We start from the raw sequence: 14,254 nt of genomic DNA, 5'->3' as shown, positions 1-14,254 counted from the left end.
CTCAATCCTTGCGACCGGCTACCCAGCGCAGCCCCCAGCCCAACTTTTCGTCCAGCACCTGCTGGTCACGGACGTAATCGACGATTCGCGTCAGCTTGACGCGTCCCCCATCGTTCTCGATCAGGACGATGCCGCACAGGCGGCGATCGTCGCGTCCTTCGGTCAGCCGCACTTCGATCGGCGGCTGGTCGGGCATCGTCACCAGCACGACGCCATCAGTCTGTCGCCAGTTGGGAACGCCGTCATAGATGTTCGCAAAGACCGCGATGCGTCGGATGGCTGTCCAATGAACGCCGTTCACCTTCATCGTCTCACCTTGGGAAACGTCGCCGGTCCGATCGTCACCGGAAAGGGCGATAAACGGGGGCTGCGCGAACGATCCGAAGACGTTGCCGAGGGCCTGAACGACACCCTTTCTCCCGTCCGCGAGCTCGAACAGGCAACCGAGGTCGAGGTCAATCGCAGTCCCGCCGCCGAAGAACCCCTTGCGTCCGCGTGACCAGTTCAGGTTGATCGTGATCTCGCCGAAGCTGGCACCCCGTTTTTCCAGACTGACAGTCTGCCCCGGTTTTACCAGCGTCACCTTGCTGAGATTGACCGGCGGCGGCGGTGGAGGTGGCGGTACCGACCCGGCTGCGTCCTCTGCCACATCAATGCCGAACGATCGCGCGAGCGGGGCAAGACCACCGTGGAATCCTTGGCCCACGGCACGGAACTTCCACTGCCCTTGGCGGCGATACAACTCGCCGAACACCATCGCCGCCTCCCTCGCGCCGGCGAGCGTCGGAGCAAACCGAAGCGCATCTGCCCCATCGGTCGCCGCGACCCGCACGGCCGCGCCCGACAGCAATTCCAGCGTCTGATTCTTCGCCTGTGCCTCGTGGATCGTCAGGCAGAAGACGATCTTCTCAATCTCGTCGGGAAAGCGAGCCAGATCGATCTCGAACAGACCATTTCCCGTCGGAATGAATCGGATCGCGCCGCCAGCGTCCTTGGGCTGGTTGTAGAAGATCATGTCTGCATCCGAGCGGACCTTGCCCGAAGCGGTCAGCAGATACGCGGAGGCATCGGCGTCGACGTTCCGTTCCTGCGTGGGCCAGTCGAAGCCTACGCTCAGCGCGTCACCGGGAACGGGGGCGTTGCCGCCTTGTTGCAGCTCCATTGAATGATCCTGTGGTAAGGTCGGTTCGGGAAGGCGAGCGTCAAAGCGCTGCGGTGATCGCGCCCATCATCTGTTGGAACGTGCGCCCGGTAGTGCGTTCGCCCAGCGCTTTCATCTCCCAACCGTCGCCCGATCGGACCAGCTTGGCCATGACCTGCCCGGTGTGCGAACCGGCACCCGTAAGGTCGTAGCGCGCCAGCTCCTGCCGATTGGTCGAATCGACGACGCGGCAATAGGCATTCTCGATCCGGTCGAAGGTGTCGCCGGTGAAGCTGTTGACCGTGAAGACGAGGGTGCGGACGTTGCCGGGAAGCCGGGTCAAGTCAACACTGATGGTCTCGTCGTCGCCGTCGCCGTCGCCTGTCCGATTGTCGCCGCTATGCACTATGCTGCCGTCCGAACTGGCAAGCTGCCGAAACCAGACCTGATCGAGCAGGCGACGATCGGCATCGAACAGCAGGCAGGATGCGTCGAGATCAATGTCTCCGCCGCCGCTGCCGAACATGCCGAGCAGGCCCTTGGCCTTGCGCACATCCCAGCCGAGGCCCATCGCGACGCGTGTCAGCGTGCCCCCGCCCGACTTTTCCAATCTTACCGTTTGTCCCTTTTGCAGGCTGACCACGCGATTCCCCTCTCGCTCGCCGTGAACGGCATAATTTGCAAAGGCTAGGGCATTTTCGACTGACGCTGCAATGGGCCTTCAAGCGATATGTTCGATTTTGGTTCTTTTCGTTCTTACGGCATTTGACTGGCGCAACCGCTCCGTTCGATAAAGCCTATCTCCATTATTTCCGAGTGCTCCAATAAAATGGCTGTCGAAATTGAGCGCCTGCTGTCTCTGCTGGATTATGTCGAGGCGACCGAGCGGGATCGGCTGCCCACTGTTCTCGACATGGCCGACTATCGCGGCTTCCGAAAGATGGGTGAGGACGTAATCAAGCTGCCGGGCGTGCTCGTCAACGTCCGCGACGGCGACGATCACGTCTGGTTGAGCGTCGACCGGCTGGTTCGGCGCCCGCCGCCGCCGCCCGCCGAGCCGACATTGCTGACTTGGATCGATCTGGAAGACGACGTGACAGTGCAGCCGCGCCTGCGCAGTGAAATTCCGAACAATGATCCCGATGGCGCGCCGACGCTGCGGCTTGACGACCAGGACGACCGCGGGCGGATCGACACGTTGCTGAATGGATACATCTGCGAAATCTGGTCGCCTTGGGTGTTGGAGGAGCGGCCCCGGCGTCATGCGATCGACCTCTACAACGGCCTTTTCTCGCTCCGGCAACTTCTCGACGGCGGATCGGAGCAACCGATCGAACTGGCTTGGGGGATTGGCATTGCGCGCTGGAAGCATCGCGGCGCCATGGTGCACCACCCTTTGCTGACCGTGGGCGTTGAATTGGCGATTACCGAGCCGAGCCACACGATCCAGGTCCGTCCGCGCGTCGAACGCCCGCCTGCCATCGAAAGCGATCCGCTCGACGCGCTGGAAGCGCCGTCTGTTGACGAATGGCGGCAAGGCGCGCAGCGTCATCTCGATGCCCTGGAGGGCGATGGCCTCAACCCGTTCGACAACGAATCATTCGCACCCATTCTGAGGCGTGCGGTCGCTCTGCTCGACCCTGATGGTCATTACCTACCCGACCTGGGCGAGCGGCGAGCACCGAGCGGCGACACTCTGCAGGTCGACGATAGATGGGTACTGCTTCAGCGCACGCGCCGTGCAACGCAGCTTATGGACGATTTGCATCGCTTCCGTGCTGAGATCGCGCGGATTGAGAGGGTCGAAGACCTGCCGCCGGCGGTTCGCGTTCTACTGGAAACTCCAGCGGATACGACGGTCGCGCCAGAGTATCCCGACTACCGCGGCGTCTCGACGATCCCGGGGATTACGTCGTCCGACGGGTCGGGCGAGGACCTGTTCTTTCCGAAGCCCTTCAACCGCGAACAGGTGGAGGTAATCCAGCGGCTCGCCACCCGCCCCGGCGTGGTCGTGCAAGGACCGCCGGGCACCGGCAAGACCCATACGATCGCGAACATCATCAGCCACTATCTGGCGCAGGGGAAGCGCGTGCTGGTGACGTCCCAAAAGGCGCCGCCGTTGAAGGTACTGCGAGAGAAGCTGCCGGCGGCAGTCCGCCCATTGGCGGTAAGCCTGGTCGAAAGCGACCGTGACGGCTTGAAACAGTTCCAGGAGTCGGTCGACATCATCGCGGATCGCCTCCACCGCACCCGCCCGGTCGAAGTCGGGAGGCAGATCGCGGCGCTCGACGTGCGTATCGAGGCGCTGCACCGCGGTCTGGCAATGATTGATCGGCAGGTCGAAGACATCGGCCGCGCCGCGATGAGCGGGGCGACGATCGACGGCCGCCCAGTCGAACCTGCAGAGGCTGCGCGCCGGGTCGTGGCCTCCGGCCAGCTGGCGGAATGGCTGACCGATCCGATCGACGTCATCGCCTCGCACGATCCCGGCATCGACGACGGCGGCATCGCACGCCTGCGCGCCGCGCGAAAGGCAGTCGGCGACAGGCTGGCGATGCTCAACGTTGCGCCACCGTCGGACTCCTTCCCCGACAGCATGACGCTGGTGGCGATGCACCGCGATATGGTTGAAGCGGACCAGATCGAGCAGTCTATCGCCGCGACCGAGGCCCCACGCGAAGGGGCCATGGCCGACGACATCGCAGCGGTGGCGAGCGCGCTGGACGCAACGCGCATGCAGCTTGCGACGGCGCAGGGAGCATCGTTCGGCTGGACGGCAGCCACGCTTCATCGATGTCGGGCGGACGATGATGACGCAGCGCTCGCAGCACTGGCCGGACAGGAGCCGGCTATCGCAGCATTGGCAGCCGAAGCACGGCATTTCCTTGTTCAACCTGTCGTCCTGCCGGATGGCGCGACCGTTGATCCGGCACTTCGTGACACCGTCGTGCAACTTGCGGCCGGCGAGGATCTGGGCTTGTTCCAGTCGTTGTTCGCAAGGCAGCTGAAAGCGCGCATCGGCGTCATTCGCCTGTCGGGCCGAGCGCCTTCCAACGGTGACGACTGGCGCGAAGTCGACCGCTATCTTCGGGCCCAGGACGAAGCGGTGCGGCTCGCTGCGGTTTGGAACCATGCAAGCGCGGCCGCGGGGCTGGATCCGATCAGCGGCGACACGCTAGGCATCGCCGAGCCCATGCGGCGACAGCTTCAGCACCTCGCGGCGCTGCGCGCGATTGCGGTGGAAGAGCGGCGACTTCAGGGATCGGTAAAGGCGCTGTTTCCGGGCTTCCAGACCCAGATTGCCGGAGACGCTCAGTCGTACGACCGTCTGGCGACGCTTCTCGAACTTCATCTGCGGCGATTGCGCTTAGCTGCGGCGGAAAATGATTTGCGAAGCCTGACCGCGAGTGTGGCCAACGTGCAGGGTGCGATCGGCGACGAACTGCGGACCATCGTGGCGACAATGATCGGCCAGGCGTCGACGGACGAGGAGATACTGGTCGGGCGCTGGACCGCCGCGCTGGCCGAGGCGGCAATCCTGCGCTCACTTGCGCCGCATTTCGCCGACATCCGTCACCTTTCCTCGTTGGTCGAGGAAAGTGGGGCGTCGCTTTGGGCTCAACGCTTGCGGAACGAAGCAGTCACGGGGCTTGAGGATCCGCTGACGCCGGGCGACTGGCGCGAACGATGGACACTCCGCCGGCTGTCGACTTGGGTGCGACGGATCGATCGCCATGACCGGCTGGCGGCACTTGGAAAAGAACGCACCGAGGCGGAGGACCAGTTGCGCCGCGCCTACGAAGAAGCGATTGAACTTCGGACGTGGTGCCGCCTCGCGGAGAAGGCGAGCGATCAGGTTCGCGCTGCCCTCGCCGCCTATGCTCAGGCGATGCGCAGAATTGGTCGCGGCACCGGTATCCGCGCGGGCCGTTACCGTAGCGATGCCCGCGCCGCCGCCGATCGTGCGAAGAATGCGCTGCCGTGCTGGATCATGCCGCACTACCGCGTGTCCGAATCTTTGCCGGCCGAACTTGGGTTGTTCGACCTGGTCGTCATCGATGAAGCGTCACAATCGACAGTTGCCGCCCTTCCCGCGCTGCTGCGGGCGAAACAAGTCCTGATCGTCGGTGACGACCGTCAGGTCAGCCCGGATGCGGGCTTCCGCGAAGAAGCGCGGATGAACCTGCTCGCCGACCGTCACCTCGGAGGCCAGATTGGTGACTATCGCTCCGCCCTGCGCGAGGAGAAGTCCCTTTACGATCTCGGCACCGTCGTGTTCGCTGGCGGCGCGATCTTGTTAAAAGAGCATTTCCGCTGCGTCGCACCGGTAATCGAATATTCCAAGGCGCAATTCTATGCGCACCAACTGGTACCGCTGCGTCTGCCGTCCGCTTCCGAACGTCTGGACCCGCCACTGGTCGACATCCTCGTCGAGGATGGTTATCGAAAGGGCAAGATAAACCCACCGGAAGTGGACTGCATCGTCGACGCCATCGGCCGCATCGCCGACGACCCGGCCTTGGCAAAACGTTCGATTGGCGTAACCACGTTGCTCGGGCAGGAGCAGGCGATGTCGATCCTGACAGCGATCGAACAAGTGCTCGGGTCGGAAATCATGCTTCGGCATGACATTCGAGTTGGCGAACCAGCCGCGTTCCAAGGCGACGAGCGCGACATCATGTTCCTTTCGATGGTCGCCGAACGCGGCAGCAGCCCGCTGTCTGGGCTCGCGTTCGAGCAGCGCTTCAACGTCGCCGCCTCGCGTGCGCGCGACCGGATGGTGCTGGTGCGTTCTGTCGAGCTGGAGGATCTCCGGCCAACCGATAAGCTCCGCCGCAGTCTGATCGAGCATTTTCAGGCCCCTTTCGCGGCTGAATCCCATGTCGTCGAGGATCGCCGGTCGCGCTGTGAATCGCCCTTCGAGCGAGAAATGTACGATCTTCTCGTGGAACGTGGCTATCGGGTCGATACCCAGGTGTCGGTCGGAACGAAGCGGATCGACATGGTCGTTGAGGGAAGCGAAGATTGCCGGCTGGCGATCGAATGCGATGGCGATCGTTATCATGGCCCGGAGCAATGGCCCGATGACATGGCGCGCCAGAGGATGCTGGAACGCGCTGGCTGGACCGTGTGGCGCTGCTTCGCCTCACGCTTCGTTCGAGAGCGAGATAGGGTGATTGAAGAACTGACGGACGTTCTGAATGCGCGCGGTATTCACCCGGAGCGAGACGGCGACAGGCCGCCAAGCCGGCATACGGAACATCGCCGTTGGCGCAGCACACCCGCTCAGACGGAGCCGGTTCCCTATGCTTGGCTGGTACCTGCCGATCCCTTCTGAGCTTAGCCCTGCTAGCAGTGAACCGCGGCCAAGGCGTCACGTCGACCCATCGCAATGCGCTTCTTTATATGTGCGTCAAAAGCAGCGCTGGCTTCGGCATTGGTCGAGCGTGAGCCGAACCGACGGGAAGTTGCGCGACGCCACGCACTCGCTGAGCGCAACGCGACGTTCGATGCGTCACCCGACGGGGCATATCAAATGGAACAGCTTTCGCCATGACTGTATTCAGCCTTTGGGAGATGGCATCTCTCCGTCCAGTCGGTGAATGCGCGACCGATGCGCAATTGATCGCTTCCCGCTATCTGATCGGCGACATGCCACCTGACGGCCTGCTCGGTTTTGAAACAGCGAACGAATTGCTGTCCGTGCGGTCCTACACGATCGGCCTACTTTCCAACTTATATCGCCGAGGAGGTCAACATCATCCACGTGAAGCCATGTGGTGGATCCTACGCGAAGTATATCGCGAGCCGGTGCTCTTGAGAGCTATTCTAAAATGGAACCGTAATAGGTACTTCGAGGATCGCGGACCGGCTCGGGTTGCAGCGACCCGTCATTTCGGCGAGCTGTCCACCGTCGTCTTGGCCAATTGCCATGGGGCCATGCCGTCCGATGCCCAATCTATCGCAGTTCGAAACACCGCCATGCGCCGCTGCCGGCTTGGCGAACTCCTCGAATGTCGGCACGCAACGATCGACTATGCTGACGGCAACGAGGTCACGACCCGGACGATCTCCGACATCGAGCTTCGTAGCCGTTGGCCTTGGTGGTCGTATTGGCTTATCGCCGCGCCATCGTTCATCTCCGTCGATGCGTTCTGCCATTTGCGACAAGAGCGGCGGACGTTCGTAGCGAACAGGATTGTATGCGTCCGGAACGTTCATGCTTCGGTGCAAGCCGGCAATCGGCTTCTGCGTCTTTCCCGATATATCCCGTAGTGGGTATTTGCGCCCGTCAAATTGAAACGGCATGCAATGCAGGACATGCAGTTGCTTAGGCAACCGTGATCCGCAGATGCCAACCTGGCGCAGCGAGCGGCAGCGCATCGGCATAATCGAAGGCGGCGCGCTCATGCGGACTCATCACGACTGCCGAGATCGCGTAATTGCGTTGCGAACATCCATGTCGAAGGCTGTCGCGACAAGACTTGGCAACAACAATACGCCTGAAACCGACGCATTGACGAAGCTGGTGGTGACTGTCGAAGCGGATCATCAGGCAGCGGCGGACACTATCGCCGAGTATCTACTGGCGCCGGCCTTCTTTTCCACCTGCAACGTCGATCGCATAGCCCGGTGGGCTGCCAGCCGTCGTGACTTTGACATCTTGCCAGCCAAGGGAGGCTTCGTCATCCGTCCACCGGAACGCGATGACATATCGTCGCAGAGCTGGGACCGGTGTCGATGCCAAGGCTTCCAGCACTGGGCGAACTTTCGCCTACGGAAACCGATCAACCGACGTCCGACGCAAGACACGTACGCACAAAGACGCTTCGCAATGCCTCACCGTCTCACGCGAGCGCATGGCCGGACGACCGCGTAACCAGGCTGCGAACGCTTTGGCCGACTGGCATTTTAGCGGGAGATCGGTATCGCGCTTGGCGGGGTCAGCCGCAACGCGGTCATCGGGAAGGCGAAGCGCCTCGGCTTACCCGTCCGGTGATCGGGGCACGAGCCGTCCGCGCAAGAGGTGACGTTTCATCGCCTGATGCCTTGCCCGAACGAGCAGGGCGAGGCTGCCGACTGGCGGCTGGCAGCAGACGCATCGCCAAAGGACGGAGGCGATCGGTCACCTTGGGGATCTGGTCCACGGCCTCCTTCAAACGAGTTAGGCGCGCCGCCTTGGAATAGCGACCGGCAGTCTCCCCGCTCATCGTATGTCCTACGAGGTCGGCACGGGTTTCAAGGAAGACCTCGCGATACTTTAGTTCCGTCGTAACCATATGCCGGAACGAGTGAATTGCCTGCCCCGGCTCGATGAAGTCGAGTTTCCTCGCGATCTTCGTCCACCAGTTCTTGTAGTAGACGTCGCCATAGCTCCGCTTGCCCGACGCGGTCCGAAGCTCCGGGAACAGCATTGTCTCACCCGCGGCGCGTAGCGCCTTGACGTAGTCCGGCAGCCCGAGCCGCATCAGTTCGTCGGCGAATGGCACCAACCGAACCGCCGCCCTGTTCTTGACGTGCCCGCCGTTCTCGTCGGTGATCGTAAAGAACCAGACCCCATCCTCCTGACCGATGTCGTCGAGCGTCAGCTGACAGATTTCCTCGCGCCGGCAACCGGTGTACCATGCGATGGGCAGCACCCAAAAACCCGCGTCGTGCCAGATTTCGGTCCCCTGTTCGAGCCGACGCCCAAGCGATCGCGAACCGGTCCAGATCGGCAGACGAAACAGTTGCCGCCCTTCCTCCTCGGTATACGCGTCTCGCTGTTCGCGCGCGTCGCGATCATCCTCGTACAGGAAGTCCGACCAGTCGATGGTCGTAACACCGTCGACCTGCTTGCCGACCCATGCCATCAACTCTTTCAGGAAAAGGAAATGCCGGTTCGTGCTGGTCGATTGGAGACCGATAGTCTCCGGGTCGCGGGCACCAGTCTTGATCTCCGCCTCTGCCTCGCGGCAAATTTCCTCGAGCGACATTGCATCGTGGCGCCGCGATTTGTGGTGGCTAACGGGCAACCGAGAGAAATGCTCATTAAGCCGCGCCACATCCTTTCGCACGACGAGCCGTATCGGGCGGGCACCATAGCTCTTCTCAAGCAGGCGCGCCGCCGACAGGAATTGGGTCCGGGTCTTCGCCGTCCAACGCGCCTTGCGCCTCGCGTCACCGACGATCTTGGGATTGTCGGCAATAAAACGTTCCGCCGCCTGGGTCGGCGTCATCGATGCCCATGGCTCGGCGACCTGGGGCTCCGGCGGCGGCGCCGTGGCAGGAACGGCCGCGGGTACAGCGGCAACCGCAGCGAAGGGCATTGGCCCGGACGCGGCGCGATCGTCGATCATGGCAGTCCACATCGTTGCGGGATCGACCAGTCGCCGCCGATATTCAAGAGCGGCGGCGAGCCGTCCTTCCAGATTGACCTTCCGGGCAATGTCGAGATTATCAGCGGTTTTACATACGCCTGCCGCGCGAAGGTCACACGCGGCCTTGTCGAGGGACCGGTCACGCCAGTCTGGTCGATCGGCAAAGAAGTCGATCAGCGTCTCCTTCTGTTCGTCCGTCAGGCTTGGGAATCGCGCTTCGACATGCTCGCGACTACCGACGTTCGTCGGGACGCCATGCACGACGAAATCCCTCAGCATCGCTTCGTAGATGCCGACGAGGCCCTCGATCAAAAAGGTGGCGTTCGGATCAGTGCGCTGGAAACCGACGTGGACCAGCTCGAGATGGTCGCGCATCTCCTCCATCGCCCTACGGAAGATCCCGGCCTTTTGGGTCGTTGTCAGGCTTGCGGCTCCGCCGTCCTGGCCCAAGGTCATCTTCAAAGTCTCGCTCTTCGCGGTCATCGCGCACCCCATGCTGCGCGCCACCGCCTGGGCGGTAGTTCGGAGGCTTAGGCGTAGGGTGAGAGGCTTACCATCCTGAAAACGGACGGTACGGCGCCAGTAGTAGACGGCGCCTCTGCGCTCGACGTTCTGGATTGCGGGCACGGCATCTCCACAAGGAGCCGTCACACCCACCGGCCCAATCCAGTGGTTGCGACCGATTTTCTGCCGCTAGAACAATGACTTAGATAGTAAATTGGCTGGGGCGGCAGGATTCGAACCTACGAATGCCGGTACCAAAAACCGGTGCCTTACCGCTTGGCGACGCCCCAGCGACCGCGGCCTGCGCGGTGGGGTGGCACTAGGGAAGTCCGTCGCGTTGCGCAATGGGGTTTGGTCAAGGTGTTTGACGGGAAACCTGCGCGCTTTGGGTCGTTGTCGCATCGACCTCTGCAGGAAGGAACATTCATGTCGACAAAGAGCCCCGCCGAAATCCGCGAAGCCATGTGGAAGGCGATGGCGGCCAGCCCCTATGTGATGCTCGGGCTGACCGGCAAGCACCAGCATTCCGAACCGATGTATGCGGTGCTGGACGAAGACGCCCACAGCGAATTCTGGTTCTATACCAAGCGCGACAACCGCGCGGCCGAAGGCGGTCCGGCGATGGTACAGTTCGTCGCCAAGGGTCACGACCTGTTCGCCTGCATCGCCGGCAAGCTGACCGAGGAAAGCGACCCTGCCATTATCGACAAATATTGGTCGAAGCAGGTCGAAGCATGGTACGAACAGGGCCGTCAGGACCCGTCGCTGCTGATGCTGCGTTTCGACCTCGACAGCGCCGAAATCTGGGAAACCGACCAGTCGCTGCTCGGCAAGCTGAAGATGTTTACCGGCCAGACGATCAAGGGCGGTGACGAAGCCGGCAGCCACGCCAAGGTCGACGTCTGACAGAAAAAAGGGCGGGGATTCGCGCCCCCGCCCCGCTTCCTTTCGCTATCCGTCGGTCAACCGTCGTGGCGCGCGATCCATTCCTCCAGCACCGGCGCGATGCGGTTGCGCCATTTTGACCCGTTGAAGATGCCGTAATGGCCGACTTCGGGCGCCATGTGATACTGCTTCAGCTCGTCCGACAAACCGGTCGCCAGCGTCAGCGCGGCACGGGTCTGGCCCAGCCCCGAAATATCGTCGCGTTCCCCTTCGATCGCGAGAATCGCCGTGTCGGTGATCGCACCCGGATCGACCGGACGTCCGCGATGGCGCATCGTGCCTTCGGGCAGAGCGTGGGTCTGGAACACCAGATCGATCGTCTGCAGATAGAATTCGGCGGTCATGTCGCACACCGCGCGATATTCTTCGTAGAAGCGCTGGGTCGTCCCCGCCCCCTCGCCGTCGCCCTGCACCAGATGCTTGAACATTTCCCAGTGGGAAATCATGTGGCTGCCGAGGTTCATGCTCATGAAACCGGCAAGTTGCAGGAAGCCCGGATAGACGCGGCGGCCGGCACCGGGATAGGTCATCGGCACGGTCGCGATGACATTCTGTTCGAACCACGCATGCGGCCGTTCGGTCGCCAGCGTGTTGACCGCGGTCGGAGCCTCGCGCGTATCGATCGGTCCGCCCATCATGGTGAGGGTGCGCGGACGGTTGGGATGGCGGTCCGCCCCCATCAGCGCGGTCGCGGCATAGACCGGGACCGAGGGCTGGCACACCGCCAGCACATGGGCGCGCGCATCGCCGTCCTCGCCGATCTTTTCAAGGAAGGCCGTGACATAGTCGATATAATCGTCGAGATCGAAGCGGCCCGCCGACAGCGGCACCAGCTTCGCATCGCGCCAGTCGGTGATATAGACGTCGGCGGTCGGCAACATCCGTTCGACGGTACCGCGCAACAGCGTCGCATAATGGCCGCTCATCGGCGCGACGATCAGTAGCTTCGGCCCGCCTTCGACGCCTTCACGAACGAAGCGCTTGAGTTGTCCGAAGGGCCGCCGCAGCACGATCTCCTCGCGCACCGCCACCTGCCTGCCATCGACTGTCGTGCTGGTCAGGCCGAAGGCCGGCTTGCCGCGTGGGGCGGCAGCATGGGCGAACACCGCCAGCGCCGATCCGAGCACCGGTCCGCCGCCGAAATAGGCGAAGGGGTTGCTCGGGTTCTGCAGCAGGCCTGCGCCGAAATTTGCCATAGCGCTGGCACCGGCGAGCAACGAGCGTTGCCATTCATAAGCGTCGTACAACATGGGCACCCCGAACCTGGTCTGACGGGGAACACCCGTACCAGCAAAAATATAGCGATTCGTTGCCATCAGCAACGCTCCGAACGTCGTACGCCATAGCTTACCGTACGCTGAAAGCGCATGGACGATACGGAGCACCGCATCCTTCGATACGTGTAAGCAACGAAGCGGGGCGGAGGTTCCCTTTGCGGTCGGTTCGCACAACCGCTAAGCCGCGCGCCATGGCAGATCCGGCCCCCGCCCCCGACCGTTCGAAGATGCTGCCGGCGCTCCGGCTGGTCTGGCGATTCACCATTCGCTACAAGCTGCAACTGGTCGGCGCGTTGGTGTCGCTGATTACCGCAGCGATCGCGACGCTGTGGATTCCGCGAACCTTTCAGAAGGTCGTCGACAACGGCTTCGCCATGGGCGCGACCCCCGATCGGATCGGCACCTATTTCGAAGGGCTGCTGGGCGTGGTCGTCATCCTGGCGATCGCAACCGCCGGGCGCTTCTACTTCGTATCGTGGCTGGGCGAACGGACGGTCGCCGATCTACGGCTGGCAGTGCATCGCAACCTGTTGACGCTGTCGCCAGGCTATTTCGAGGAAAACCGCCCGTCGGAAATCGCGTCGCGGCTGACCGCCGATACCGCGATCGTCGAGGGGATCGTGAGCACGACGGTATCGGTCGCTTTGCGCAACCTGCTGGTCGGGGTCGGCGGGGTGCTGTACCTGTTCACGCTGCAGCCCAAGCTGACACTGTACCTGATCGTCGGCATTCCGGTGATCGTGCTGCCGATCATGTGGCTGGGCGGGCGGGTGCGCAAATTGTCGCGGTCGAGCCAGGACCGCATCGCCGATATCGGATCGGTCGCATCGGAAACGCTGGGCGCGATGAAGATCGTGCAGGCGTTCGGACAGCAGGGCCGCGAAGGCGACCGGTTCGAGGCCGCCGTCGATCGCGGCTTCGAAACCGCCAAGAAACGCTTCGCCACCCGCGCGATCATGACCGCATTCGTCATCGGCATGCTGTTCGCCGCGATCACCCTCATCATGTGGGACGCGGTCAGCGACGTGGCGGCGGGACGGACGACCGGCGGGGCGATCACCGCCTTCGTCCTGACCGCCGCGCTGGTCACCGGGTCGTTCGGCGCGCTGACCGAAGTCTATGGCGACCTGATCCGCGCCAGCGGCGCCGCCGGGCGGCTGGCCGAATTGCTGGCACAGCGGCCGGTGATCGCCGCGCCGGCCCGGCCGGTGGCGCTGCCCGAACCGGCACGCGGCGCGGTGTCGTTCCGGGACGTCACCTTCCATTATCCGACACGGCCAGAGGTAGCGGCGCTCGCCGACTTCACGCTCGACGTCACGCCGGGCGAGACAGTGGCGGTGGTCGGGCCGTCGGGGGCGGGCAAGTCGACGCTGTTCCAGTTGGTCGAGCGTTTCTACGACCCGGCAGCGGGTGTGGTCGCGGTCGACGGCGTCGATGTCCGCGAAGCCGATCCCGAAGCGGTGCGGGCGCGGATCGCGATGGTGCCGCAGGAAACGGTGATCTTCGCCGCCTCGGCCCGCGACAACCTGCGCTATGGCCGCTGGGACGCGAGTGACGAACAGCTATGGGCGGCGGCCGAGGCGGCCAATGCCACCAGCTTCCTTCGCGCGCTGCCCGACGGGCTGGACACGTTTCTGGGCGAAGGCGGGGCGCGGCTGTCGGGCGGGCAGCGGCAGCGGGTGGCGATCGCGCGTGCGCTATTGCGCGACGCGCCGATCCTGCTGCTCGACGAGGCGACCTCGGCACTGGATGCCGAGAGCGAGCGGCTGGTACAGGACGCGCTCGACCGGTTGATGGCCGATCGGACGACGCTGGTGATCGCTCACCGGCTGGCGACGGTGCGCGCGGCGTCGCGGATCATCGTCATGGACCATGGCCGGATCGTCGAGACCGGGCGGCACGGCGAGTTGATCGCGCAGGGCGGGCTGTATGCGCGGCTGGCCAATTTGCAGTTTCACGAGGCGGGTTGAGGGGGATTTCCCATTCGTTCGGTTCGAGCGCAGGTTCGAACTTGTCGAGAACCGAAG

The 14,254-nt window shown here is 63.3% G+C and carries 9 protein-coding genes and 1 tRNA gene; 4 read left to right on the top strand and 6 right to left on the bottom strand.

Annotation, left to right across the window (positions count from 1 at the left end; genetic code table 11):
• Position 1 precedes the first annotated feature (1 nt).
• Positions 2-1,162, bottom strand: a complete 1,161-nt coding sequence (locus AAIO73_RS15550) for a TerD family protein (RefSeq protein WP_345879103.1) — start codon at positions 1,160-1,162, stop codon at positions 2-4.
• Between the two features lie 40 nt (positions 1,163-1,202).
• On the bottom strand, positions 1,203-1,784 hold the full coding sequence (locus AAIO73_RS15545) for a TerD family protein (RefSeq protein ID WP_345879102.1): 582 nt from the start codon (positions 1,782-1,784) through the stop codon (positions 1,203-1,205).
• Between the two features lie 186 nt (positions 1,785-1,970).
• Here AAIO73_RS15545 and AAIO73_RS15540 point away from each other — a divergent pair, with 186 nt between their 5' ends.
• Both AAIO73_RS15540 and AAIO73_RS15535 read left to right on the top strand, forming a co-directional pair.
• Positions 1,971-6,479, top strand: a complete 4,509-nt coding sequence (locus AAIO73_RS15540; RefSeq protein WP_345879101.1) for a PDDEXK-like endonuclease domain-containing protein — start codon at positions 1,971-1,973, stop codon at positions 6,477-6,479.
• Between the two features lie 215 nt (positions 6,480-6,694).
• Entirely contained in the window at positions 6,695-7,417 is a 723-nt protein-coding gene (locus AAIO73_RS15535; protein WP_345879100.1) for a hypothetical protein, read from the top strand.
• A gap of 55 nt (positions 7,418-7,472) precedes the next feature.
• Here the strand turns inward: AAIO73_RS15535 and AAIO73_RS15530 are convergent, their stop codons facing one another.
• The 3 genes from AAIO73_RS15530 to AAIO73_RS15520 all read right to left on the bottom strand — a co-directional run bounded on the left by AAIO73_RS15530 (position 7,473) and on the right by AAIO73_RS15520 (position 10,295).
• Complete coding sequence (locus AAIO73_RS15530; RefSeq protein ID WP_345879099.1) at positions 7,473-7,694, bottom strand: hypothetical protein; 222 nt, start codon at positions 7,692-7,694, stop codon at positions 7,473-7,475.
• Positions 7,695-8,100: 406 nt separating this feature from the next.
• Positions 8,101-8,994, bottom strand: a complete 894-nt coding sequence (locus AAIO73_RS20310) for a site-specific integrase (RefSeq protein ID WP_526023817.1) — start codon at positions 8,992-8,994, stop codon at positions 8,101-8,103.
• Positions 8,995-10,220: 1,226 nt separating this feature from the next.
• A tRNA-Gln gene (locus AAIO73_RS15520) sits at positions 10,221-10,295 on the bottom strand.
• A gap of 136 nt (positions 10,296-10,431) precedes the next feature.
• Here AAIO73_RS15520 and AAIO73_RS15515 point away from each other — a divergent pair.
• Positions 10,432-10,911 carry a pyridoxamine 5'-phosphate oxidase family protein gene (locus tag AAIO73_RS15515; RefSeq protein ID WP_345879097.1) on the top strand — a complete coding sequence of 160 codons (480 nt, stop codon included), beginning with the start codon at positions 10,432-10,434 and terminating at the stop codon, positions 10,909-10,911.
• Positions 10,912-10,967: 56 nt separating this feature from the next.
• Here AAIO73_RS15515 and AAIO73_RS15510 read toward each other — a convergent pair whose 3' ends face one another.
• Positions 10,968-12,200 carry a polyhydroxyalkanoate depolymerase gene (locus AAIO73_RS15510; protein ID WP_345879096.1) on the bottom strand — a complete coding sequence of 411 codons (1,233 nt, stop codon included), beginning with the start codon at positions 12,198-12,200 and terminating at the stop codon, positions 10,968-10,970.
• 218 nt (positions 12,201-12,418) lie between these two features.
• On the opposite strand from AAIO73_RS15510, the gene AAIO73_RS15505 reads away from it, so the two are divergent.
• Positions 12,419-14,197 carry an ABC transporter transmembrane domain-containing protein gene (locus AAIO73_RS15505; protein ID WP_345879095.1) on the top strand — a complete coding sequence of 593 codons (1,779 nt, stop codon included), beginning with the start codon at positions 12,419-12,421 and terminating at the stop codon, positions 14,195-14,197.
• Positions 14,198-14,254: the final 57 nt, after the last annotated feature.

The sequence above is a fragment of the Sphingomonas epibiotica genome, assembly GCF_039615155.1.
GTDB lineage: Bacteria > Pseudomonadota > Alphaproteobacteria > Sphingomonadales > Sphingomonadaceae > Sphingomonas.
This window is presented reverse-complemented; position numbering and strand designations above follow the sequence as displayed.

What these genes read in the sequence shown, in the direction of transcription:
- AAIO73_RS15535 (WP_345879100.1), top strand. Translation starts at nt 6,695, where the DNA reads ATGACTGTATTCAGCCTTTGGGAGATGGCATCTCTCCGTCCAGTCGGT.
- AAIO73_RS15550 (WP_345879103.1), bottom strand. Translation starts at nt 1,162, where the DNA reads ATGGAGCTGCAACAAGGCGGCAACGCCCCCGTTCCCGGTGACGCGCTG.
- AAIO73_RS15505 (WP_345879095.1), top strand. Translation starts at nt 12,419, where the DNA reads ATGGCAGATCCGGCCCCCGCCCCCGACCGTTCGAAGATGCTGCCGGCG.
- AAIO73_RS15515 (WP_345879097.1), top strand. Translation starts at nt 10,432, where the DNA reads ATGTCGACAAAGAGCCCCGCCGAAATCCGCGAAGCCATGTGGAAGGCG.
- AAIO73_RS15540 (WP_345879101.1), top strand. Translation starts at nt 1,971, where the DNA reads ATGGCTGTCGAAATTGAGCGCCTGCTGTCTCTGCTGGATTATGTCGAG.
- AAIO73_RS15510 (WP_345879096.1), bottom strand. Translation starts at nt 12,200, where the DNA reads ATGTTGTACGACGCTTATGAATGGCAACGCTCGTTGCTCGCCGGTGCC.
- AAIO73_RS20310 (WP_526023817.1), bottom strand. Translation starts at nt 8,994, where the DNA reads ATGGCATGGGTCGGCAAGCAGGTCGACGGTGTTACGACCATCGACTGG.
- AAIO73_RS15530 (WP_345879099.1), bottom strand. Translation starts at nt 7,694, where the DNA reads ATGATCCGCTTCGACAGTCACCACCAGCTTCGTCAATGCGTCGGTTTC.